Origin of the sequence: Halomonas sp., from assembly GCF_052095765.1 — a bacterium.
Lineage (GTDB): Bacteria > Pseudomonadota > Gammaproteobacteria > Pseudomonadales > Halomonadaceae > Halomonas.
Map to the genome: position 1 here is coordinate 1 of NZ_JBQDJZ010000022.1, position 20,596 is coordinate 20,596.

A 20,596-nucleotide genomic window follows, 5' to 3' on the forward strand; every position below is an offset into this window, starting at 1 on the left:
TATCCTGGCCCAGCTCAGGGGGCGAATTCCACACCCAACGACGAAGAGCCCTTTTTTTCCTTTGTCAGGAATCGTGAAAGCTGGGTCGAAGGCATCATTGTACGAGATTTTCATGCGCTATATTTTATTTATATAACGACATTTCGATACATACTTTCCGACAATGGCCAAACCTGGTGTTGATGATTAAAATTGATCCATATCAAGCAATAAATACAATATTATTGATCAAAAATTCTTCGTAATGCTGAAGAATGATAGTGGTCGGACATCCTGCCCTTATGGTTTGTCAGTCAGGTTTTAGCAAGGCTGCCAGGGTGGTTAGCCCGCCCGCAGTGTGGTTTTAGCAGGCCGTTGCAATGTTGGTGTTTAATTTTCTGCCTGCTAATATCCTTGGAACAGGTTTGTGGCTGCAGACTGGAGGCCTGTCAGATTTTCGCTGACGTACCTGAGGAGTGTCGGATTTGCGGTGCGTCACTTTGTATTTCCGTAGCGCTGCCAAACCAGCTGTCCGATCAAAAAGAGGCAGCAGTGCAGGCAGCTGTGCACAAGCACAGCGACATAGGGGGAGAACACGATGGAGTTAAGCCGTCGGGAATTTTTCAAGTTCTGCGGGGCAGGTATCGGGGCATCGAGCCTCGGTGCGCTCGGCATGGCGCCCGATTCGGCCTACGCCGGATCGATTCGCCAGTTTAAGCTGGCCAACACTAAAGAAACGCGCAACACCTGCCCCTACTGCTCGGTAGGCTGTGGTCTCATTCTTTATAGTCGCGGCAGCGGTGGCAGAAACGTCGAGCAGGATATTTTTCATATCGAAGGCGACGCTGACCATCCCGTTAACCGTGGCACCCTGTGTCCCAAAGGGGCCGGTCTTGTCGACTTCATTCACAGCCCCAACCGCTTGCAGTACCCGCAGGTGCGCGAAGCAGGCAGCAGCGAGTGGAAGCGGATCAGCTGGGATGATGCCCTCAATCGCATCGCACGTCTGGTCAAAGACGATCGCGACGAAAACTTCATTGAAAAGAATGAAAAGGGCGAAACCGTCAACCGTTGGTTGTCCACTGGCTTTCTGGCGGCTTCGGCGGCTTCCAGTGAGGCGGGCTACATGACCCACAAGGTCGTGCGTTCGCTGGGTATTCTGGGGTTTGATAACCAGGCGCGCGTTTGACACGGCCCGACGGTGGCAGGTCTTGCCCCGACGTTTGGCCGTGGTGCCATGACAAACCACTGGAACGACATCAAAAACGCTAACCTGGTGCTGGTAATGGGCGGCAATGCTGCTGAAGCGCACCCTTGTGGCTTCAAGTGGGTAACTGAAGCCAAGGCGCATAACCAGGCTAAATTGTTGGTGGTCGATCCACGCTTTACCCGGACCGCTTCGGTGGCCGACCTGTACGCACCGATTCGCACTGGTACGGATATTGCTTTTCTGGGTGGTTTGATCAATCACCTGATTGAGAGCAATCGTATCCAGCACGAGTACGTGCGCAACTATACTGACATGCCGTTCATCGTGAAGCAGGGCTTCACCTTCAAGGATGGTCTGTTCAACGGCTATGACGCCGAGTCGCGCAGCTATCCGGAAAAGGGCGACTGGGATTACGAGCTTGATGAGAACGGTCATGCCAAGGTCGACATGACCCTGAAACATCCGCGCTGCGTCTATCAGCTGCTCAAGCAGCACTACAGTCGCTATACGCCGGATGTTGTCAGCAGTATCTGTGGCACACCGAAAGACAAGATGCTGCAAGTGTGGGAAAACATTGCCGAGACGTCTGTCCCCGGCAAAACCATGACCATCCTGTATGCGCTGGGCTGGACTCAGCACTCCGTGGGCTCACAGATGATTCGCGCCGGTGCCATGTTGCAGCTGTTGCTGGGCAATATCGGCATGCCGGGGGGGGGCGTCAACGCGTTGCGCGGGCACTCCAATATTCAGGGGCTGACTGACCTGGGACTGCTGTCTAACCTGCTGCCGGGATATCTGACTCTGCCGCGCGATGGCGAGCAGAGCTATGCGGATTATATCGCCAAGCGTGCGCCACAGCCGCTGCGTCCAGGGCAGATGTCTTACTGGCAGCACTATGGCCGCTTTCATGTCAGCCTGATGAAGGCCTGGTATGGCGATGCCGTGAACGAGGACAACAATTACGGCTACGACTGGCTACCCAAGCTGGACGAACCGATGTATGACGTCCTCAAAGTCTTCGACATGATGTACGAAGGCAAGGTCAACGGTTATTTCTGCCAGGGCTTCAACCCGATCGGCTCCTTCCCCAACAAGGCCAAGATCAGTGCGGCTCTGTCGCGTCTGAACTACCTGGTGGTGATGGATCCGCTGATGACTGAAACGTCTGAATTCTGGCAGCACGTTGATGATTATAACGACGTGGATACTGCCAATATCCAGACCACGGTGTTCCGTCTGCCTACCAGCTGCTTTGCCGAGGAAGACGGCTCGCTGGTTAATAGCAGCCGCTGGCTTCAGTGGCACTGGAAAGGCGCTGAGCCACCGGGTGAGGCGCGCCCTGACGTCTTCATCATGGGCGGCCTGTTCCATCGCTTGCGTAAGCTGTATGTGCAGGAAGGTGGTGCTTTCCCGGATCCCATCCTCAATCTGGACTGGTCCTATGAGCGTCCTGATGAGCCGGCGCCGGAGGAAATTGCCAAGGAATACAATGGCAAGGCGCTGGTTGACCTCCACGATCCGGACACCGGCGAGCTGCAGGTGCGGGCTGGTGAGCAGCTGTCAGGTTTTGGTCAGCTGCGTGACGATGGCAGCACCGCCAGCGGCTGCTGGCTGTTCTGTGGTTCCTGGACTCCCGAGGGTAACCAGATGGCCCGGCGTGATAACGCTGACCCCTACGACATGGGGCAGACGCTGGGCTGGGCTTGGTCGTGGCCTGCTAACCGTCGCATCCTGTACAACCGGGCTTCTGCCGATGTGGCGGGCGATCCCTGGGATGACAAGCACAAGCGTCTGGTGTGGTGGGATGGCAGCAAGTGGACCGGCACTGATGTGCCCGACTTTGCCGCCTCCTCGGCGCCAGAAGACGGTATGAGTCCGTTCATCATGAACCCGGAAGGCGTGGCACGCTTCTTTGCTCGCGATAATATGGTCGAAGGGCCTTTCCCCGAGCACTACGAGCCGTTTGAAACGCCTATCGGCCGCAACCCTCTGCATCCAGACTTTGCCGAAGTGACCAGCAATCCGGCGGCCAGGGTATTCCGGAATGACATGGAACTGTTCGGAGATGCCGAAGAGTTCCCGCATGCGGCAACCACCTACCGGCTGACTGAGCACTTCCATTTCTGGACCAAGCATTGCCGGCTCAATGCCATCATCCAACCGCAGCAGTTCGTTGAAATTGGCGAGGCGCTGGGTAATGAGATCGGTGTCAAGGCTGGTGATCGGGTGCGAGTTTCTTCCAATCGCGGCTATATCGAAGCGGTGGCGGTGGTCACCAAGCGACTCAGGCCGTTGCTGGTCGATGGCAAGACCGTGCACCACGTGGGGATTCCGCTGCACTGGGGGTATGTCGGGCTGACCAAGAACGGTTATGTCACCAATACGTTGACGCCGTTTGTCGGGGATGCCAACACCCAGACGCCGGAGTTCAAATCCTTCCTGGTTAACGTGGAGAGGGTGTGACATGGCGACACAAGACGTTATAGCGCGCTCTGCTACCACTACTCCGAGCCCATCGGTGCGTCAGGTTGATGAGCTGGCAAAGTTGATCGATACCACGCTTTGCATTGGCTGCAAGGCGTGCCAGGTGGCGTGTTCGGAGTGGAATGATCTGCGCGATGAGATCGGTACCAATGACGGTACCTATAACAACCCCGATAACTTGACCGCGAAGTCGTGGACGGTGATGCGCTTTGCCGAGCACGAAACGGCCGATGACAATCTGGAGTGGCTGATTCGCAAAGATGGCTGCATGCACTGCGCCGAGCCTGGGTGTCTGGAGGCTTGCCCCAGCCCTGGTGCGATCGTGCAGTACGCCAACGGTATCGTCGACTTCAACCAGGACAACTGTATTGGTTGTGGCTACTGCATCACGGGGTGTCCGTTCGATGTGCCGCGTATCTCTGAAAAGGACAGCAAGGCCTACAAGTGCACGCTGTGCTCTGACCGCGTCAACGTGGGCTTGGAGCCTGCCTGCGTGAAGACCTGTCCGACCGGAGCGATCGTGTTTGGTACCAAGCAGGACATGAAAGAGCATGCCGACTGGCGGATTGCTGATCTTAATCGGCGCGGCTTTGACAATGCCGGGCTTTACGACCCTTCCGGTGTGGGCGGCACCCACGTCATGTATGTGCTGCATCATGCCGACAAGGCAGAGCTGTATAGCGGCCTGCCCCAGGATCCCTCAGTCAGTCCGATGGTCGGTGCTTGGAAGGGCGTAACCAAACCGTTGGCCATGCTGGCCATGGGTGCCACTGCGCTGGCCGGTTTCTTCCACTACATGCGTGTTGGACCTAATCGCATCAAGGCTGATGACGCCGAATGGAAGGGCGATGACAAAGGCGCTGCACATGCGAGGGGAGAGTCAGGCAGCGGTGATGGCGTCGAGCCGCCGGTGAAACCACAGGATTCTGCCGGGGATCGTGATTCCGGCCCGGGAGGGGACAAACATGAACCGTGATACGAATCAGGAGTTGCAGCGCTACACTGCCAATGAGCGCACCAATCACTGGGCGGTTGCGCTGCTGTTCATCATGGCCGGGCTGTCGGGTCTGGCGCTGTTCCATCCGGCACTGTTCTGGCTGAGCAACCTGTTTGGTGGTGGGCCCTGGACACGCATCCTGCACCCCTTTCTCGGGGTGGCGATGTTTGCCCTGTTTGCCGTCATGACCCTGCGCTTTGCCAAGCGGAATCGGCTCAAGGATCACGACCGCCAGTGGCTTGCCCAATGGCGCGACGTGGTCACCAACCGCGAGGAAAACCTGCCGCAGGTGGGTAAGTACAATGCGGGCCAGAAGATCCTGTTCTGGGTGCTGGTGGTCAGCATGGTAATATTGCTGCTGACCGGTATCGTGATCTGGCGTCAGTACTTCAGCGGTGCTTTTAGCATTGGTATCATCCGCTTTGCCAGCCTGCTTCATGCGCTTGCAGCCTTTGTGCTGATCTGCAGCATCATCGTGCACATCTATGCCGCCATCTGGGTCAAGGGCTCGGTGGATGCCATGGTGTCCGGCAAGGTCAGTCAGGCTTGGGCGCGCAAGCACCATGGCCTATGGTATGACGAAATGCGCGAGAAAGAAGAGCGCTGATCAGCACCTGATTTTAAACAGGTTGTTTGAACGCAATATCAGACGGCGCCTCCGGGCGCTGTCTGTCTTTTTGGTTGTGGGCCTGCTCAAATGGGCTGGCCCGCCCATACAAGGAGCCATCTCGTGACCTCCAGAATTCTAGAACCCGGCCAGATCGAAGCCTCAGCAATGACACCGCCCTTTGTGCAGGCACCACCGGCGGATCTGTTTAGTCAGCGTGCTGAACGTTTTGGGGCACTGGCCCAGGACCACGTCATGGGCGCCTATCTGAACTTGCTGGCTCAGATCAGCCGTGCCCAGCAGAGCGTGCTGGATGCGCCACCTGCAGTGGCGGAACTCGACCCACAGCGGATCAGCTCAGCACTGGAACATGATATGCCGCCTCTGGCAGTAGATACGCTGCTTCATGAGCGAGGCTGGCAGATATTGCTTGATGCCTGGCTGGATGTTTTTGCCGAGGAGAATCCACAGCTGCCCGAGGCGGTAAAAAACGCCTTGAGTACTCTGGGCCAGGCCGATGCCGATCAGCGCAGGGGCTGGGCGACGTCTCTATTGGGCGGGCGCTTTACCGAGGTGCCCGGCGCGCTGGTGCCGTTTATGGGTGCCGCGCTACAGCTGGCCTGGCGACATTGGCTCAGTGCCATTGATGTGACACAGTTTCGGGAACGTGAGGACCAGACTGAGTGCCCCTGCTGCGGTTCGCTACCGGTGGCTGGAGTGATCCGCCACCAGCGGCCCATTGATGGCGTGCGCTATCTGGTATGCTCGCTGTGTGCTGTTGAGTGGCACTATGTGCGCCTCAAGTGTAGCCATTGCCTGAGCACTCGCGAACTCGACTACCTGCATTTCGATGACACGCCCCATGGAATCAAGGCGGAAGCCTGCCCTGACTGCCATACTTATTTGAAGCAGCTGTATCTTGAAATTGCCCCGGACGGTGAGGCCACGACGGCTGACCTGGCCAGCCTGGATCTTGACTTGCGTATGGCAGAGGACGGTTTTCAGCGCCGTGCGCCTAACCTGCTGCTGGCGCCGGGCGGTGATGGTGCAGCTGGCCAAGCATAAACAAGTGGGGTAAGTCGCACAATGACATCAACACCGCAACTGCGGCCACCCTCAGTGGAAAAACTGCTGAACGCCCAAGGGATGGATGCTCTGACGCTACAGTTCGGGCGCGTGGCACTGCGTGATGCGGTGCGCGAACAGTTGGCCGAGCTTGGCGAAGCTTTGCAGCAGCAAACACTGACCGCACAGATGCTGGCCGAAGAGCTGCTAGTGGCCAGGGTGGCGGCACGCCTGGAGCAGCGCCACCGTCCTCAGGTGCGGCGCATGCTCAACCTGACTGGCACGGTACTGCACACCAACCTGGGGCGTGCGCTGCTGCCGGAAGAAGCGATTGAGGCCATGGCGCTGGCGGCGCGCCATCCCACCAACCTGGAGTTTGATCTGGTTAACGGTCAGCGCGGCGATCGTGACAGCCTGGTAGAAACACTGGTCTGTGAGCTGACCGGCGCCGAGGCGGTCACCGTGGTCAATAATAACGCCGCCGCGGTGCTGCTGGCGCTCAGTGCCCTGGGGGCGGGGCGTGAGGGCGTCATATCCCGCGGTGAGCTGATCGAAATCGGCGGTGCCTTCCGTATTCCTGACATCATGGCCCAGGCCGGCGTTACGCTGCGCGAAGTCGGCACCACCAATCGTACCCATCCGCGCGACTATGCAAACGCCATCAACGAGCACACCGGACTGCTGATGCGGGTCCATGCCAGCAACTACTGTATTGAGGGCTTTACCGCCAGCGTCGAAACCCGGCAGCTGGCGCAGATAGCCCGTGCTCATGAGCTACCGCTGCTGGAAGATCTGGGTAGTGGCAGTCTGGTGGACCTGTCGCGCTGGAACCTGCCGCGAGAGCCGTTAGTGCAGGAGTCGCTGGCCGCCGGTGCCGATATCGTCACCTTCAGTGGTGACAAACTGCTGGGCGGCCCTCAGGCGGGAATTATCGTCGGGCGCCGAGAGCTGATCGAGCGTATCAAAGCGCATCCGCTCAAGCGGGCGCTCAGAGTCGACAAGGTGACCCTGGCCGCGCTCGAAGCGGTACTGCAACTGTATCATGATCCAGATCGCTTGAGCGAGCGGTTGACTAGCCTGCAGTTGCTGACTCGCCCTGAAGCGGACATTCGCGCCCAGGCCGAGCGACTGGTGTCGCGGGTTGCCGCTCTTGTTGCTGTGCGCTTAGGTGAGGGCTGGCAGGTTGAGGTCGCAAGTGCCCGGGGCATGATCGGAAGCGGCGCTCAGCCGGTGGCGCGTCTTCCCAGCGCGGCACTGTGCCTGCGGCCGGGCGGTTCGCGGCGTGAGCGCAGCCGCGCGCTGGCAAGCTTGATGACGGCTTTGCGTGAGCTGCCTGTGCCAGTAGTGGGGCGGCTCGATGATGATGCCCTGTGGCTTGATCTGCGCCAGCTCGACGATGAATCTCTTTTCATGCACCAGCTTGAGGCCTGGGGGGGCACGTCAGCATGATTGTTGCGACGGCGGGGCACATCGACCACGGCAAGACAGCGCTGCTGGAAGCGCTGACGGGACATGTCGGCGACCAGCGTCGCGAGGAGCGCGAGCGTGGCATCACTATTGATCTGGGCTATCGCTATGCTGAGCTGGGCGATGGTGCCACCCTGGGTTTCATCGACGTGCCGGGCCACGAGCGTTTCGTACACAACATGTTGGCGGGGGCCGGTGGCGTCGACTTGGCGCTGCTGGTAGTGGCCGCCGATGACGGCGTCATGCCTCAGACCCGCGAGCATCTGGCGATTCTCGCGCTGCTGCGCATTCCGCGCCTATGGGTGGTGCTGACCAAGTGCGACCGTGTCGATGCCGAGCGTCGCAGCGAGTCAGAGGCCGAGATTATGGCGCTGCTGGCTGACGGTCCCTTTCACGAAGCTCCCTGCTTTACAGTGTCCAGCGTTACCGGCCAAGGTATTGCGTCGTTGCGCGAGTCCCTTGAGGACGCGGCGCGAGGGGTGGCGCAGCGCGCTGATGCGGGCCATTTTCGACTTTCTGTCGATCGGGCGTTCAGCGTGACCGGTGCTGGCGTAGTGGTGACCGGTACTGCCATTGCCGGGCGTGTGGCAGTGGGTGACAGCCTGTGGCTGGTAGACAGCAACGATGCCCGGCAGCGTGTGCGGGTCCGCGGTTTGCATGCCCAGAACCGGGCAGCTGAAACTGCTACGGCCGGTCAACGGGTAGCGCTCAACCTGGTCGGTGAGCGGCTCAGAGCGGATCAGGTCGAGCGCGGTAGCTGGCTGTTGCCCGAGGCGCTGTTGGGCGGCAGCCGACGACTGGATATCCGTCTTAGTCTGTTGGGCGATGCGGCCCGGGCGCTGGAGCACTGGACGCCGGTGCATGTGCACTTGGGTGCCCAGCACCTGACCGGCCGTGTGGCGCTGCTGGAGGACTCGCGCGTGGCGCCGGGCGAAAGTACTCTGGCTCAGCTGGTGCTGAATGGTCATGCCCACGCCGTACACGGTGATGCGCTGGTACTGCGCGATCAGTCAGCCTGGCACACCCTGGGTGGCGGAGTCGTGCTTGACCCGCTGGCGCCCAGCCGACAGCGACGGACGCCGACGAGGCTGGCGCAGCTGCATGCGCTGGACGCAGCGACGCTTGAACAAGCACTGCCAACCCTGCTCGAAGGCACCGACAACGGTCTGGCACCAGAGCGGCTGGCGCGTCAGTTCAATCGGCAGCAGGACAGTTGGCAGTTACCGCAAGCAGCCATCAGTGTGGACACTGCACGAGGGGCGCGGCTGCTTGATGCTGCTCGTTGGGAGGTATTGGGCGCTACGCTGATCGAGGTGCTGGGTCGTTTTCATGATGAGCAGCCTGACGAGCCGGGGCCGGACCGGAGCCGTTTGCGTCGCTATGGCATAGCGCAGGGTTTGCCAGCGCTGGAGCCAGTGGTATTCACGGCGCTAGTGGAGGCGGCGCGAGCAGATAGTCGCCTGGTTTCCAGCGGCCCCTGGCTACATCTGCCTGATCACCGCGTGCGTCTTAGCGAAGCGGAAGAGGCGCTTAAAGCACAGTTGGTGGTGCATCTACACAACGGCGGTATTGATCCGCCCTGGGTGCGCGACCTGGCCCGACTGGAAAACCGCAATGAGGCCGAGGTACGTGGGCTGCTGCGCAAGCTGGCACGTATGGGCGAGTTGCACCAGGTAGTGCGTGATCTCTTTTACCCTGAAAGCAGCGTGGACAAGCTTGCTGATACAGCCATTCAGCTGGCTGATGCTGATGGCACCCTGAGTGTGATTGATTTTCGCGATGCCCTGGGTCTCGGGCGCAAGCGCTGCGTGCAGCTGCTCGAGTATCTGGACCGTATCGGTGTAACTCGGCGTTTTGGCAATCAGCGCCGGGTGCGTGAAGAAAGTGACGTGGTTGTGCGCGTCAGAACGGGTTAAGATAGCCACAGCTGACGGAAGGCAATCGCATCCGGTGGTGCGGCCGGACTTCAACTCCGGTTGGGGACGGCAGCCGTTCCTGGGTGGGTTCGACTCCCACTGCCTTCCGCCATTCGCAGCCCGCTTTTCCTTAGCGCTGCTCAGTTTTTTCGCGGCTCTATCAGCTTCAGTGCCTGCACACTCCTGTCCTCGGGATCGAAACCGTCGCGCTCGGCTTGTTTGGTAAAGGCGGCGATCGCCTGATCGCCTTGCAGCAGCTGCGTACGCGCCGTAGGCCAGTCGTCGGGAATCACGCGAATCATCCAGCCCTCGCCGTAAGGGTCGCGGTGGATCAGTGCTGGACGTGTATCCAGCAATGGGTTGTGTGCGCTTACGGTGCCAGCAAGTGGGCTTTTGGCCGCTGCCGCCGCTTTGGCGAACTCCACCACGCCGAAGCTGCGGTCTGTAGCGATATGCACACCAAGACGCTTAGGGGTGAAGTTGAAGATGTCACCAAACAACGCCACGCCATAGGCGCTCAGCCCTAGGGTAATCTGACCGTCGTCTTCCTCGCGCAGCCACAGGCTGTGCTCTGGGGCGTACCACAGATGGTCGGGAAATATGAGTTCGTCGAGTATCACAGCGAAAGCACCCGTTCGTATTCAAGAATCATGGTCGCCAGCTCGCCGCCGCTGCCGTAGTCTTCCACTTCGGCGATCAGCTCAGTAACTGGTGGTGACGCAGACTGTCCCGGTGGCGGGGGTTTGCGACACAATAAGATGCGTGCGCCTATCTGGTGAGCCTGGCGGATAAAATGAATGACCGGCGCCCCTCCAGGGTCGGCATACAGCGCTTCGGCCACGCCGGGGCGGGCCAGCTCGGCTGCTTCGCCGGTCAGATAGAGTGTTACCTTGGCGTCCAGGCAGGCCAGCAGTGTGGCAACGTGGAAGGGTGCTGCGCAACGCGCTGGCGTGCTGGGCCCACTGGTTACCAGAATCAGGACACGTTCAACGGTTGCCGCCATGGCTGGGCTCCTTGCGGACTGCTGCGCTTGTTTCCTGAGGTCAGGGCATAAGCGACAGCCGGTCAGTGAACAGTGATTTGCCGCCAGGTGCGGCACTTGCCGTTCCATTGTCGATGGCTTGCGGTCTGCCGGCAAGCCGCCACACTGATAGCGTGCCAGCAAAACAGGAGACAACGATTGACCAGTCGACTTTTCACTGACCGAGACGGCGATGATGGTCTGCCGGGTAGCGAACGGCGTCTGGCGGTGCTGGCGCTGGTGCTCGGAACCAGCATGGCGGTGATCGATACCACCATGATTAATGTGGCTTTGCCCAGTATCGCCAGAGACCTGCAGGTATCGGGTTCACAGGTGGTTTGGGTGACCAATCTGTTCCAGATTGTGTGCGCGGCGTTCCTACTGGTATTTGCTGGACTCAGTGAACTGTTTTCGCGCCGTCGCATGTACACCTTCGGCATGACGCTGTTCAGCTTGGCGGCGATAGGGGCGGCGCTGTCTTCTCGGCTGGAAACCTTGCTGGTGTTTCGCGGCCTGCAGGGCCTAGGTGCCGCTGCCACGTTGTCCATCGGCACCTCGCTGTATCGCTCGATCTTTCCTTCCCGGCTGCTAGGTAGCGCTTTGGGCCTGAGCGCCATGGTGGTGGCTGTGGGGTATGCCGCTGGGCCGGCCATTGGCGGCCTCGTACTCTCGGTAGCAGAGTGGCCGTGGCTGTTCATTATGACTGCGCCACTGGGTGTATCCGCGGCCTGGCTGGCCTGGCGGGCCTTGCCCAAGGAGCCGCGACGTCAGGGCAGTTTTGATGTGCCTGGAGCTTTGGGCGCCATTGTGACACTGTCGGCGTTTTTCGCCGCCATGGAAGCCCTAGGGCACGGTGCGCTGCGTTGGCCGGTGTTGCTATGGCTGGGGTTGGCGGTGCTGTCGTTCAGTCTGTTTCTACGGCGCCAGCGGCGTGCGCCACACCCGCTGCTGCACCTGGAGCTGTTTGGTGTGCCGCGCTTTCGCTTGGCACTGGTGGCTCAGTGTCTGGCGTTTATTGGCCACGGCGTAGCTTTTGTGGCGTTGTCCTTCATGTTTCAGGAAAACATGGGCATGACACCATTGCAGACGGCCTGGCTGTTTACACCCTGGCCGTTGACGGTGATGGTGGTCGGGCCGCAGGCGGGGCGGCTGGCTGACCGTCTGAACCCGGCAGTGCCGGCCAGTATCGGTCTTGGGTTGTTGCTGATTGGGCTAGTGGCTCTGGCGCGACTTGGTCCTGAGGCCGGCATGCTGGATATCGCCTGGCGCATGGCGCTTTGTGGTACCGGATTTGGCCTCTTCCAGTCGCCAAATAACCGCGAGCTGATGGGCAGCATTTCCCGCGAGCGCAGCGCCAATGCCTCTGGCACCATGAGCACCACGCGCACCGTGGCTCAGTCGCTGGGGGTTGCCATCGTGGGTGCCTTTCTAGCCACAGCGCTGCCAGTGCAGGCAGCGCTGTGGCTGGGCAGTGCTAGTTGTCTGCTAGCGTTGCTGGTTAGCCTGTGGCGGATGCCACTGGCGCAGGTGCAAGCATCCGCGGCTGCCAAACAGGTACAATGAACTGTCCTGTCGTATTCACGTATTCAGTATCTATCGTATTCAGGAGTCGTCATGAAGGTTCAAGCCCAGATTGAAGGCAAGCTACAGGCACTGGAGCCTACGTTTCTGGAGGTTGAGAATGAAAGCCACGCTCACGCGGTGCCGGCCAACTCAGAGACGCATTTTAAGGTGACCGTGGTGTCATCACAGTTTGAAGGCATATTGCCGGTCAAGCGCCACCAGCAGATCTATGCGTTGGTCGCTGATGAGTTGGCCGGTCCGGTGCACGCGCTGGCGCTGCATCCCTACACGCCTACCGAATGGGAAAAGCGCGGCGGTACGCGCCCGGACTCACCGGACTGCAAGGGCGTCGGCGCGTGAGAAGCGAGCCGCATCGGCTGCAGTATCTCGATGCCATGGGCCTGACGGCCTGGGTGCCGAAATATCAGCTACCCAACGCACTGCCTAGTGAGGCGTGTGAGTGGCCGCAGCCAACAGTTGACAGGCAGATGAGTCAAGGGGCTGGTCAGGCTGGGGCTGCGAGGGAAGCTGGCTCGGTGGGGGGGGGGCCAGCAATGGCCCCGCGCGAACGCTTTCAGGCGCTGCTGGCCGCAGAGGGCTCTCCAGTTCTTGGTTCTCCACCGAGTCAGCACGACGCCCAGGGCGAGATACCCCCTCAGTCTCAGCCTGAACCTGGGGTAGGTCTTCAGCCGTCTGAGGGGCAGGCTCATTGGAAGTTTCGTCTGCAGGTAGGCTGCATGGCAGGCCGCTGGCTGGTGATTGTCCCGGCGCAGCAGGCGCTACCAGCTAGCCTGATCCGGCTGCTCGGTAATCTGTTCACCGCCGCCGGTATTGGGCTTGATCAGCTACCTGTGCTTGAGGAGTATCGTTGGCCGCCGTTTCAGGGCGGCTCACTTCAGGAGTTCAGTCATGACCCCGGCCAGGATGCCCGTGATGGGTTGAACGCTTTTTTCAGTGGGCGACAGCGCATGGGGTGGCACCCGCATCAGGTGCTGGTGTTTGGCATGGACGATACGCTCAGGCAGCTGCTGGCTATTGAAAGCGGGCGCAGCACGACCCTTGATCTACCGGTCTGGCTGGGCCCTGAGCTTGACGCTTTGAGCGCCAGTGCCGAGGGGAAACGGGCGCTGTGGCCGCGCCTGGCTGACTGGGAAATCCCTGCTGATGATTGAAAACTGTATAACGCATGAGCGTAGGGGCTGGCGGCTGGGCGAGTTGGCTGACAAGGATCTGGCGTCACTGCTGGCGCTTGAGCGGCTTTACCCATCGACTCCCTGGAGCGAGGCGCAGTGGGCTGCCGCCCTGACTGACACAGCGTCAGCCGATAGCGATACCTCAGTACTTGGCATCTGGCATAAAAAACAGCTGGCAGGGCATGCCGTGCTGGTCAACCTCGGTATTGATGCCGAGCTTCAAGCGATCATGGTCACCCCGGCATGGCGCCGGCATGGCCTTGGCCAGCGACTGTTGGCAGGCGTTATTGAAAGGGCGGGGCTTTGGGCAAGCGAAAGGCTGCTGCTTGAAGTGCGGGCAAGCAATAGTGCAGCGCTAGCGCTGTATCGTCGGGCAGGCTTTGAGCTGGACGGGGTTCGTAAAGACTACTACGCAGCGCGTGAGGGGCGTGAGGATGCCTGCCTGATGTCGTTGCGGTTGGCCAGCAGGGAATAGCTGGGTAGCTTGCGTCAGGCAGGACGCCGATTCAGGCTGGCTCAGAGAGAGGCCTGCTCCTGGGCTGGCGCCTCTCTGCCTTCCACATCGACTTCGTTGAGCTTACCTAACAGGGAGCTTAGACGCTGGCTCCAGTCTTCCTGCTCCTGCTTGAGGCGGGTGTTTTCCTCACGCAGCTCCTCGACTTCCATTTTCATTAGCTCCAGGGTCTCAACGGCGCTGGTGACCTTCTGTTCGAGCTGGTTGAAGATTTCGATACTCATGTGTTTCTCCTGACGATGATTCGAGTGTGGGGGTGGCCTGTCATGTGCTATAGCGAGCGGCGCCCATCAGAGGCAAAGCGTAACGCCGCGAGCCGGCCTCATCAAGCGTCTGAGGCGGGTGTGTGATTTGCACAGCAATAGTACAGCCGGCCATGGCTGTCGCCAGCACGGATTTCGCGATGCAGTATCCAGTTCTCGGGTACCTCAAGTGGCAGACCGTTTTCGGTTTCCACATAGACCCATGCGTTATCCGCCAACCAGCCATTGGCTAGCGCAGCGCAGCAGCGAGCGGCGAGCCCTTGACGGAAAGGGGGGTCTACAAAGACGACATCAAAGGCCTGAGGCGTGCCGGCCAGAAAGCGTAGCGCGTCAGCGGTGATGATCCAGGCGCGTTCATCGCTGATCCCCAGGGCTGCCAGGTTGCCAGCCAGTGCTCTTGCCACTCGGGCGTCATTTTCTACCAGTTGGGTCCGGGCCGCACCCCGCGAAAGCGCTTCAAGGCCCAGTGCTCCGGTACCAGCACAAAGATCAAGCACACTGGCACCAGAGGTCGAGCTGCCCAGCCAGTTGAACAGGGTTTCGCGAACGCGATCGGGCGTTGGCCGCAAGCCGGGGTGATTGATGATGGGTAACAGGCGGCGACGGAATTCGCCACCAATGATGCGCAGCCGTCCGCTGCCAGTCGCCGCTGGCGTTGTTGCCGGCGATTTGCGGGAGCCGCGAGTACGGCCTTTGGGGGAGTGTCGTCGTTTCATGAGGGGATTGTAGCGGCCGCGTTATCCACAGTCATGGTGCTCGGTGGTAGGATGGGCAGATTCGTTCACCCGCGAGGCAGTGATCCCGCCATGTTCGGTTTTTTGAAACGCAAGAAACACAAGGAAGATGAGTCCGCAAAGGACGAGCTGGAGCGCCTTCAAGAGGATGCTCAGGAGGCGATTGAAGAAAGTGCTCAGCGAGTCGGGCAGCCCCAGGAGGCGCCCGGGCATGAGTTGCCTGAACTTGCGCCAGAGCCAGAGCCAGAGCTGGCTTCTATAGAGGCTGAAGCGCCCGCAGTCGTCAGTGAGACTGAGGATCGCACGGAAAACACCGGCAGCGACAAGCCAAAAAGTGAAAAGCGTGGCTGGTTTCGCCGCATGCGTGAAGGGCTGGGGAAAACCCGGGCCAACCTTTCTGATGGCGTAGCCAATATCTTTCTGGGCCGCAAGCAGATTGATGATGATCTGCTGGAAGATCTTGAGACCCAACTGTTGCTGGCAGATGTGGGCATCGAAGCCACCACTGGCATTATTGCGCGTTTGTCTGAGCGCGTATCGCGCAAGGAGCTTAAGGAGCCCGAGGCGCTGTATCGTGCGCTGCAGGATGAGCTGGCTGCCCTGCTGGAAAGTGTGACTCAGCCGCTGATACTGCCGCCCAAGGGCGATGGTCCCTTTGTCATCTTGGTCATCGGTGTCAACGGGGTGGGCAAGACCACCACCATTGGCAAGCTGACCCAGCGTTTTCAGCGCGAGGGGCGCAGCGTGATGCTGGCCGCTGGCGATACCTTCCGCGCCGCCGCGGTAGAGCAGCTCAAGGTCTGGGGAGAGCGCAACAAGGTTCCCGTGATCGCCCAGCACACCGGCGCTGACAGCGCCTCGGTGGTGTATGACGCGCTGGCAGCAGCCCAGGCGCGGAACGTTGATGTGCTGATCGCTGATACCGCCGGTCGCCTGCATAACAAGTCACACCTGATGGAGGAGCTCAAGAAAGTCAGCCGGGTGATGGGCAAGCTGGATGCCGGTGCGCCACACGAAGTGATGCTGGTGCTGGATGCTGGTACCGGTCAGAACGCAATCTCTCAGGCTACGACCTTCCACGAGGCGGTGCCTATCTCCGGTATCACCCTGACCAAACTGGACGGCACAGCCAAGGGTGGCGTGATTTTCGCCCTGGCCCAGCAGCTTGAGATTCCTATCCGTTTTATCGGCGTGGGTGAATCGCTGGATGATCTGCGGCCTTTCGTAGCACGTGAGTTTGTCGATGCGCTCTTTGATAGCGGTGATGCCGGCGAATGATTGTCTTTGAGCACGTGGGCAAGCGTTATGGTGGGCGTTTCGAGGCACTGGCCGCGCTGAACTTCCGTATCCGGCGTGGCGAAATGGTGTTTTTGACTGGGCACTCGGGCGCTGGAAAGAGCTCGTTGTTGCGGCTGGTCATGCGCTTGGAGCGCCCCAGCCGAGGCCGGATCCTGGTCGCTGGACACGATATCGATACCCTACATGCTACCCAGATTCCGTTTTATCGCCGCCAGATCGGGGTGGTGTTTCAAGATCACCAGCTGCTGTTTGATCGCTCGATTTTCCACAATGTGGCGCTGCCGCTGGAAATTCAGGGAATGGAGCCGCGGGAGTCGGCCAAGCGGGTGCGAGCCGCCCTCGATAAAGTAGGACTTTTGCACCGCGAGCGGGCGCTGCCTATCGAGTTGTCTGGCGGTGAGCAGCAACGGGTCGGGATTGCTCGTGCCGTGGTTAATAAACCGGCGTTGCTGCTGGCTGATGAGCCCACCGGCAACTTGGACCCTCAGCTTTCCGCCGACATCATGGGGTTGTTCGAAGACTTTAACCGCATTGGTACCACGGTAATGATTGCCAGCCATGACCTGGCATTGATCACACGCTTGCGCCATCGCACCCTGCGCCTCAGGGACGGAAGGCTGGCCGCCGACCAGGAGGCCACATGAGTCAGGAGTCATCACAAGGACGCGGTGCGCGCAAGCAACGGACCACGGCTTCCAGCCGCTGGCGGGGCTGGATTCGGCACCACCGTGCCGTGAGCCTGGACAGCGCACTGCGGCTGGTGCGCACTCCATTGGGCAGCTTGTTTACCATGCTGGCAATTGCCATTGCCCTAGTGTTGCCGGCAGGTTTGTGGTTGATGCTGGATGGTGCGCGCTTGCTGGATGCTGAGCTTGATGCCAGTGCCACGGCGACGGTGTACCTGGCTGGTGATGTGGGCGACGAGGAGGCTGGACGCATCCAGCAGGCGCTGAATGCTCATGCCCGGATCAAGACGACTCGCCTGATTACGGCGTCTCAGGGTATGGAGGAATTCCAGCAATCGCTAGGGCTTGGGGACTTGTTGAACCAGCTCCCTGAAAATCCGTTGCCAGCAACGATTGTGTTGACACCGACCGATCCGGCGCCAGTGGCCATGCGCGGATTGGCCGACGAACTGTCAGCAATGACGGGCGTTGATGAAGTCCGCCTCGATCTGGCCTGGCTGGATCGGCTGCGTAAGCTGGCCGAGCTTGGGCGTCGCGCCACCCTGGGGCTGGGTGTGCTGTTTGGCCTTGGCGTGCTGCTGGTGGTAGGTAATACCATTCGCTTGGCAGTAGCGAGTCGGCGCAAGGAAATCGAAGTAGTAACGCTGATCGGTGCGACCCATGCCTTTGTGCGTCGGCCTTTTCTCTACAGCGGTGCCTGGTATGGTCTGGGTGGTGGCATTTTGGCGCTGGCACTGCTGGCGTTGGGTGGTGACTGGCTGGCCATACCGATCAGCGATCTGGCTGCCAGCTACGGTGCGAGCTACGCGCTGCCCGGACTGGGCCTGGTTGGCTCGGCAACACTGCTTGGCTGTAGTATAATATTAGGTTGGTTGGGTGCATGGCTTGCGGTAAGCCAGCATTTGGCAAACATTCGTCCTCGCTGAACCTTGGTGAGCACTCACAGCGTTGTGTGAGCCCAATGTGCAAGTTAGTGATACTGTGATGTATCTGCTTGGGCAGGGGAACTGAATCGGTTTTCCATTGTCTTAAAGTATACGTGGTTATCAGGTTTTTTATGAAAGGAGACAATTTGCGTATGAGCACCAGTCTTCTGCCGGTTGGCAATCTTTCTCCGGGTCAAGATCTCAACGGCTACATTCGTGCGGTAAACGGCATCTCAATGCTGACCGACGACGAAGAGCGTGAGCTGGGTTTTCGTCTGTTTGACGAAGGCGATCTGGAAGCAGCGCGCCGTCTGGTTATGTCACACTTACGTTTTGTTGTTTATGTGGCGCGCAGTTACAACGGTTATGGTCTGGCTCAGGCTGATCTGATCCAGGAAGGTAACATTGGTCTGATGAAAGCGGTCAGGCGTTTTGATCCGAACCAGGGCGTGCGGCTGGTGTCTTTTGCCGTGCACTGGATCAAGTCAGAGATTCACGAGTTCGTGCTGCGTAACTGGCGCATTGTCAAGGTGGCCACCACCAAGGCGCAGCGCAAGCTGTTCTTCAACCTGCGCAGTGCAAAGAAGCGCCTGTCGTGGATGAACAGCGATGAGGTGAACGCCATTGCCAAGGATCTCGACGTCAAGCCCGAGGTGGTGCGTGAGATGGAGGGTCGTCTGGCCGCCCATGATGCAGGTTTTGATGGTGCGCCGGATGATGACGATGAGACGGCCTATCGCTCACCGGCCTACTTTCTAGACGATGCGAGCCAGGACCCAGCGCTAATGGCTGAAGAGAGTGACTGGGAAGAGGACGCCTCTAGCCGCCTGCAGCAGGCCTTGAGAGAGCTGGATGATCGCTCCCGAGACATTCTCCAGTGTCGCTGGTTAAGTGACAACAAGTCCACGCTGCATGAGCTGGCCGAGATGTATGGTGTGTCTGCCGAGCGAATTCGCCAGATTGAGAAGAACGCCATGAACAAGGTCCGTGCCAGCATGGGCGAGCTTGAAGCAGCCTGACGACGTACCTGGCGTAAGAGTATCAGCGCCATAAGCTGGTCGAAAAATTCGGCAAGCAACAGCTAATCGCCCCGGTCAATGACCGGGGCGATTGCATTGGACTCTGAGGCAGCGTCAAAAAGCCGTCACGACTGCCGGGGTTTCAGTAACCGGGCAGATAGCAGCGGCCATTGCTCATTCCAGTGCTCGATCGGGCGGCGGCGGAAGTCGCTGCGCACATACTGCGAGATGTGGCCCTCCAGTACTGCCACCAGCAGGTTGGCAGTTGCCGAAACCGTCGCCTGGGTACGCTGGCCCTGATGCAGTTCGGCTTCGCGCAGCACCTGCTTGAACTGGGTTTCTAAGCGTTCGAACAACTGATTGATGCGTTGCCTGAGGCGTGCAGTTTCACCGGTCAGCACATCGCCACCCAACAGCCGCGACAGGCCGGGGTTCTTCTCGGTAAATCCCAGTACCAGCATCATGATGTGCTTGCAGCGGTCTTGGGCATCGCTGTGTTCGTCGAGAATGCGGGTGATACGCTCGAACAGTGCCAGCTCGATGAATTCGATCAGTCCTTCGAACATCCGTGCTTTGCTGGGAAAGTGGCGGTAGAGCGCCGCCTCGGACACACCTACCTGGCGTGCTAGCGCTGCGATGGTAATGCGCTTGCCGCTGTCTTCTTCCAGCATCTGTGCCAGTCCTTGCAGGATCTGCTGCTGGCGGCTGGGTGGTGTTGGCTCGCTCATGGTGTGCTCAAGCGCTGGTTGCTGGGCTGGTGTTGGTGATTAAGGTGCCGACACCGGCATTGGTGAAAATTTCCAGTAGGGTGGAATGGGGTACTCGCCCGTCAACGATATGCGCGCTGGACACGCCGCCTTTTACGGCATCCAGCGCGCAGCTGATCTTGGGCAGCATGCCGCCGTGGATGGTGCCGTCAGCTATCAGGCTATCGACCTGGGCAGTGGACAGTCCGGTCAGCACCTCGCCATCGGCATCCATCAGGCCGGCAACATTAGTCAGCAGCATCAGTTTTTCGGCACTCAGCGCCTCGGCCAGCTTGCCGGCAACCAAGTCGGCGTTGATGTTGTAGCTGTTGCCTGCCTCATCGACACCGATCGGTGCGATTACCGGAATGAAGTGCTGTGCGGCGAGCATCTCGATCAGATCGGTGGAGATGCTCTCTACCTCGCCCACGTGGCCAATATCCAGGATTTCGGGAGCGGTCATCTCGGGGCTCTGGTGCTTGACCTGTAGCTTGCGGGCGCGGATCTGGGCGCCGTCCTTGCCGGTCAGGCCGATGGCTTTTCCGCCACACTGGTTGATCAGGTTGACGATACCCTTGTTGACCAAGCCGCCAAGCACCATCTCTACCACGTCCATGGTGCGCGAATCGGTGACGCGCATGCCGTCGACGAAGCGCGACTCGATGTTGAGTTTTTCGAGCAGGCTGCCGATCTGCGGTCCGCCGCCATGTACCACTACTGGGTTGATACCGACTTCCTTCATCAGCACGATGTCGCGGGCAAAGGAGTTGATCAGTGTATCCTCGGTCATGGCGTTGCCGCCGTACTTGACCACTACGGTCTTGCCGGAGAAGCGCTGGATATAGGGGAGCGCCTCGGAGAGCACTTCCACTACCAGGCGAGGGTCACGGGTCGAATCGGTCATCTT

21 protein-coding genes and 1 tRNA gene are annotated in these 20,596 nt (G+C 59.7%); 16 read left to right on the forward strand and 6 right to left on the reverse strand.

Annotation, left to right across the window (positions count from 1 at the left end; all coding sequences use genetic code 11):
- From ACTH3D_RS04675 to ACTH3D_RS04710, 8 genes are all read left to right on the forward strand, one after another.
- Nucleotides 1–183: hypothetical protein (locus tag ACTH3D_RS04675; protein WP_441665760.1), on the forward strand; the 183-nt coding region annotated here is incomplete at its 5' end.
- Nucleotides 184–577: 394 nt separating this feature from the next.
- On the forward strand, nucleotides 578–3,652 hold the full coding sequence (gene fdnG / locus ACTH3D_RS04680) for a formate dehydrogenase-N subunit alpha (protein WP_441665762.1): 3,075 nt from the start codon (nucleotides 578–580) through the stop codon (nucleotides 3,650–3,652).
- A 1-nt stretch (nucleotide 3,653) separates the two neighbouring features.
- On the forward strand, nucleotides 3,654–4,649 hold the full coding sequence (gene fdxH, locus ACTH3D_RS04685; protein ID WP_441665764.1) for a formate dehydrogenase subunit beta: 996 nt from the start codon (nucleotides 3,654–3,656) through the stop codon (nucleotides 4,647–4,649).
- Complete coding sequence (locus ACTH3D_RS04690; protein WP_441665766.1) at nucleotides 4,639–5,277, forward strand: formate dehydrogenase subunit gamma; 639 nt, start codon at nucleotides 4,639–4,641, stop codon at nucleotides 5,275–5,277. Before fdxH ends, ACTH3D_RS04690 begins: the two co-directional genes overlap by 11 nt.
- A gap of 123 nt (nucleotides 5,278–5,400) precedes the next feature.
- Complete coding sequence (gene fdhE / locus ACTH3D_RS04695; protein ID WP_441665768.1) at nucleotides 5,401–6,342, forward strand: formate dehydrogenase accessory protein FdhE; 942 nt, start codon at nucleotides 5,401–5,403, stop codon at nucleotides 6,340–6,342.
- A gap of 21 nt (nucleotides 6,343–6,363) precedes the next feature.
- Nucleotides 6,364–7,791: an L-seryl-tRNA(Sec) selenium transferase gene (selA, locus tag ACTH3D_RS04700; protein WP_441665770.1), complete on the forward strand. Its 1,428-nt coding sequence runs from the start codon at nucleotides 6,364–6,366 to the stop codon at nucleotides 7,789–7,791.
- A complete protein-coding gene (gene selB / locus ACTH3D_RS04705) occupies nucleotides 7,788–9,725 on the forward strand; it encodes a selenocysteine-specific translation elongation factor (RefSeq protein WP_441665772.1) in 1,938 nt (645 codons plus the stop codon). Before selA ends, selB begins: the two co-directional genes overlap by 4 nt.
- 16 nt (nucleotides 9,726–9,741) lie before the next feature.
- Nucleotides 9,742–9,837, forward strand: a tRNA-Sec gene (locus tag ACTH3D_RS04710).
- Between the two features lie 28 nt (nucleotides 9,838–9,865).
- On the opposite strand, the gene ACTH3D_RS04715 is transcribed toward ACTH3D_RS04710, so the two are convergent.
- Both ACTH3D_RS04715 and ACTH3D_RS04720 read right to left on the reverse strand, forming a co-directional pair.
- Nucleotides 9,866–10,345: a glycine cleavage system protein H gene (locus ACTH3D_RS04715; protein WP_441665774.1), complete on the reverse strand. Its 480-nt coding sequence runs from the start codon at nucleotides 10,343–10,345 to the stop codon at nucleotides 9,866–9,868.
- A complete protein-coding gene (locus ACTH3D_RS04720) occupies nucleotides 10,342–10,728 on the reverse strand; it encodes a DsrE family protein (RefSeq protein ID WP_441665776.1) in 387 nt (128 codons plus the stop codon). Before ACTH3D_RS04720 ends, ACTH3D_RS04715 begins: the two co-directional genes overlap by 4 nt.
- A gap of 177 nt (nucleotides 10,729–10,905) precedes the next feature.
- Here ACTH3D_RS04720 and ACTH3D_RS04725 point away from each other — a divergent pair, with 177 nt between their 5' ends.
- From ACTH3D_RS04725 to ACTH3D_RS04740, 4 genes are all read left to right on the forward strand, one after another.
- A complete protein-coding gene (locus ACTH3D_RS04725) occupies nucleotides 10,906–12,309 on the forward strand; it encodes an MFS transporter (RefSeq protein WP_441665778.1) in 1,404 nt (467 codons plus the stop codon).
- Between the two features lie 51 nt (nucleotides 12,310–12,360).
- Nucleotides 12,361–12,669, forward strand: a complete 309-nt coding sequence (locus tag ACTH3D_RS04730; protein ID WP_441665780.1) for a BolA family protein — start codon at nucleotides 12,361–12,363, stop codon at nucleotides 12,667–12,669.
- Between the two features lie 194 nt (nucleotides 12,670–12,863).
- Complete coding sequence (locus ACTH3D_RS04735; protein ID WP_441665782.1) at nucleotides 12,864–13,481, forward strand: hypothetical protein; 618 nt, start codon at nucleotides 12,864–12,866, stop codon at nucleotides 13,479–13,481.
- Nucleotides 13,474–13,977, forward strand: coding sequence for a GNAT family N-acetyltransferase (locus tag ACTH3D_RS04740; RefSeq protein ID WP_441665784.1), 504 nt, complete (start codon nucleotides 13,474–13,476; stop codon nucleotides 13,975–13,977). Before ACTH3D_RS04735 ends, ACTH3D_RS04740 begins: the two co-directional genes overlap by 8 nt.
- 41 nt (nucleotides 13,978–14,018) lie before the next feature.
- On the opposite strand, the gene ACTH3D_RS04745 is transcribed toward ACTH3D_RS04740, so the two are convergent.
- Together ACTH3D_RS04745 and rsmD are read right to left on the reverse strand one after the other, a co-directional pair.
- Nucleotides 14,019–14,240 carry a cell division protein ZapB gene (locus ACTH3D_RS04745; RefSeq protein ID WP_441665786.1) on the reverse strand — a complete coding sequence of 74 codons (222 nt, stop codon included), beginning with the start codon at nucleotides 14,238–14,240 and terminating at the stop codon, nucleotides 14,019–14,021.
- A 101-nt stretch (nucleotides 14,241–14,341) separates the two neighbouring features.
- Nucleotides 14,342–14,995, reverse strand: a complete 654-nt coding sequence (rsmD, locus tag ACTH3D_RS04750) for a 16S rRNA (guanine(966)-N(2))-methyltransferase RsmD (protein ID WP_441665788.1) — start codon at nucleotides 14,993–14,995, stop codon at nucleotides 14,342–14,344.
- Nucleotides 14,996–15,085: 90 nt separating this feature from the next.
- On the opposite strand from rsmD, the gene ftsY reads away from it, so the two are divergent.
- The 4 genes from ftsY (at nucleotide 15,086) to rpoH (ending at nucleotide 18,943) form a co-directional block, all read left to right on the forward strand.
- Nucleotides 15,086–16,291, forward strand: coding sequence for a signal recognition particle-docking protein FtsY (ftsY, locus tag ACTH3D_RS04755; protein WP_441665820.1), 1,206 nt, complete (start codon nucleotides 15,086–15,088; stop codon nucleotides 16,289–16,291).
- Nucleotides 16,288–16,956, forward strand: a complete 669-nt coding sequence (gene ftsE / locus ACTH3D_RS04760) for a cell division ATP-binding protein FtsE (RefSeq protein ID WP_441665790.1) — start codon at nucleotides 16,288–16,290, stop codon at nucleotides 16,954–16,956. Before ftsY ends, ftsE begins: the two co-directional genes overlap by 4 nt.
- Nucleotides 16,953–17,924 (forward strand): permease-like cell division protein FtsX, encoded by a 972-nt coding sequence (gene ftsX / locus ACTH3D_RS04765; RefSeq protein ID WP_441665792.1) that lies wholly within the window; start codon nucleotides 16,953–16,955, stop codon nucleotides 17,922–17,924. Before ftsE ends, ftsX begins: the two co-directional genes overlap by 4 nt.
- 152 nt (nucleotides 17,925–18,076) lie before the next feature.
- A complete protein-coding gene (gene rpoH / locus ACTH3D_RS04770; protein WP_441665794.1) occupies nucleotides 18,077–18,943 on the forward strand; it encodes an RNA polymerase sigma factor RpoH in 867 nt (288 codons plus the stop codon).
- A 125-nt stretch (nucleotides 18,944–19,068) separates the two neighbouring features.
- Here the strand turns inward: rpoH and slmA are convergent, their stop codons facing one another.
- Nucleotides 19,069–19,671: a nucleoid occlusion factor SlmA gene (gene slmA, locus ACTH3D_RS04775; protein ID WP_441665796.1), complete on the reverse strand. Its 603-nt coding sequence runs from the start codon at nucleotides 19,669–19,671 to the stop codon at nucleotides 19,069–19,071.
- Nucleotides 19,672–19,678: 7 nt separating this feature from the next.
- On the reverse strand, nucleotides 19,679–20,593 hold the full coding sequence (argB, locus tag ACTH3D_RS04780) for an acetylglutamate kinase (RefSeq protein ID WP_441665798.1): 915 nt from the start codon (nucleotides 20,591–20,593) through the stop codon (nucleotides 19,679–19,681).
- Nucleotides 20,594–20,596 lie beyond the last annotated feature (3 nt).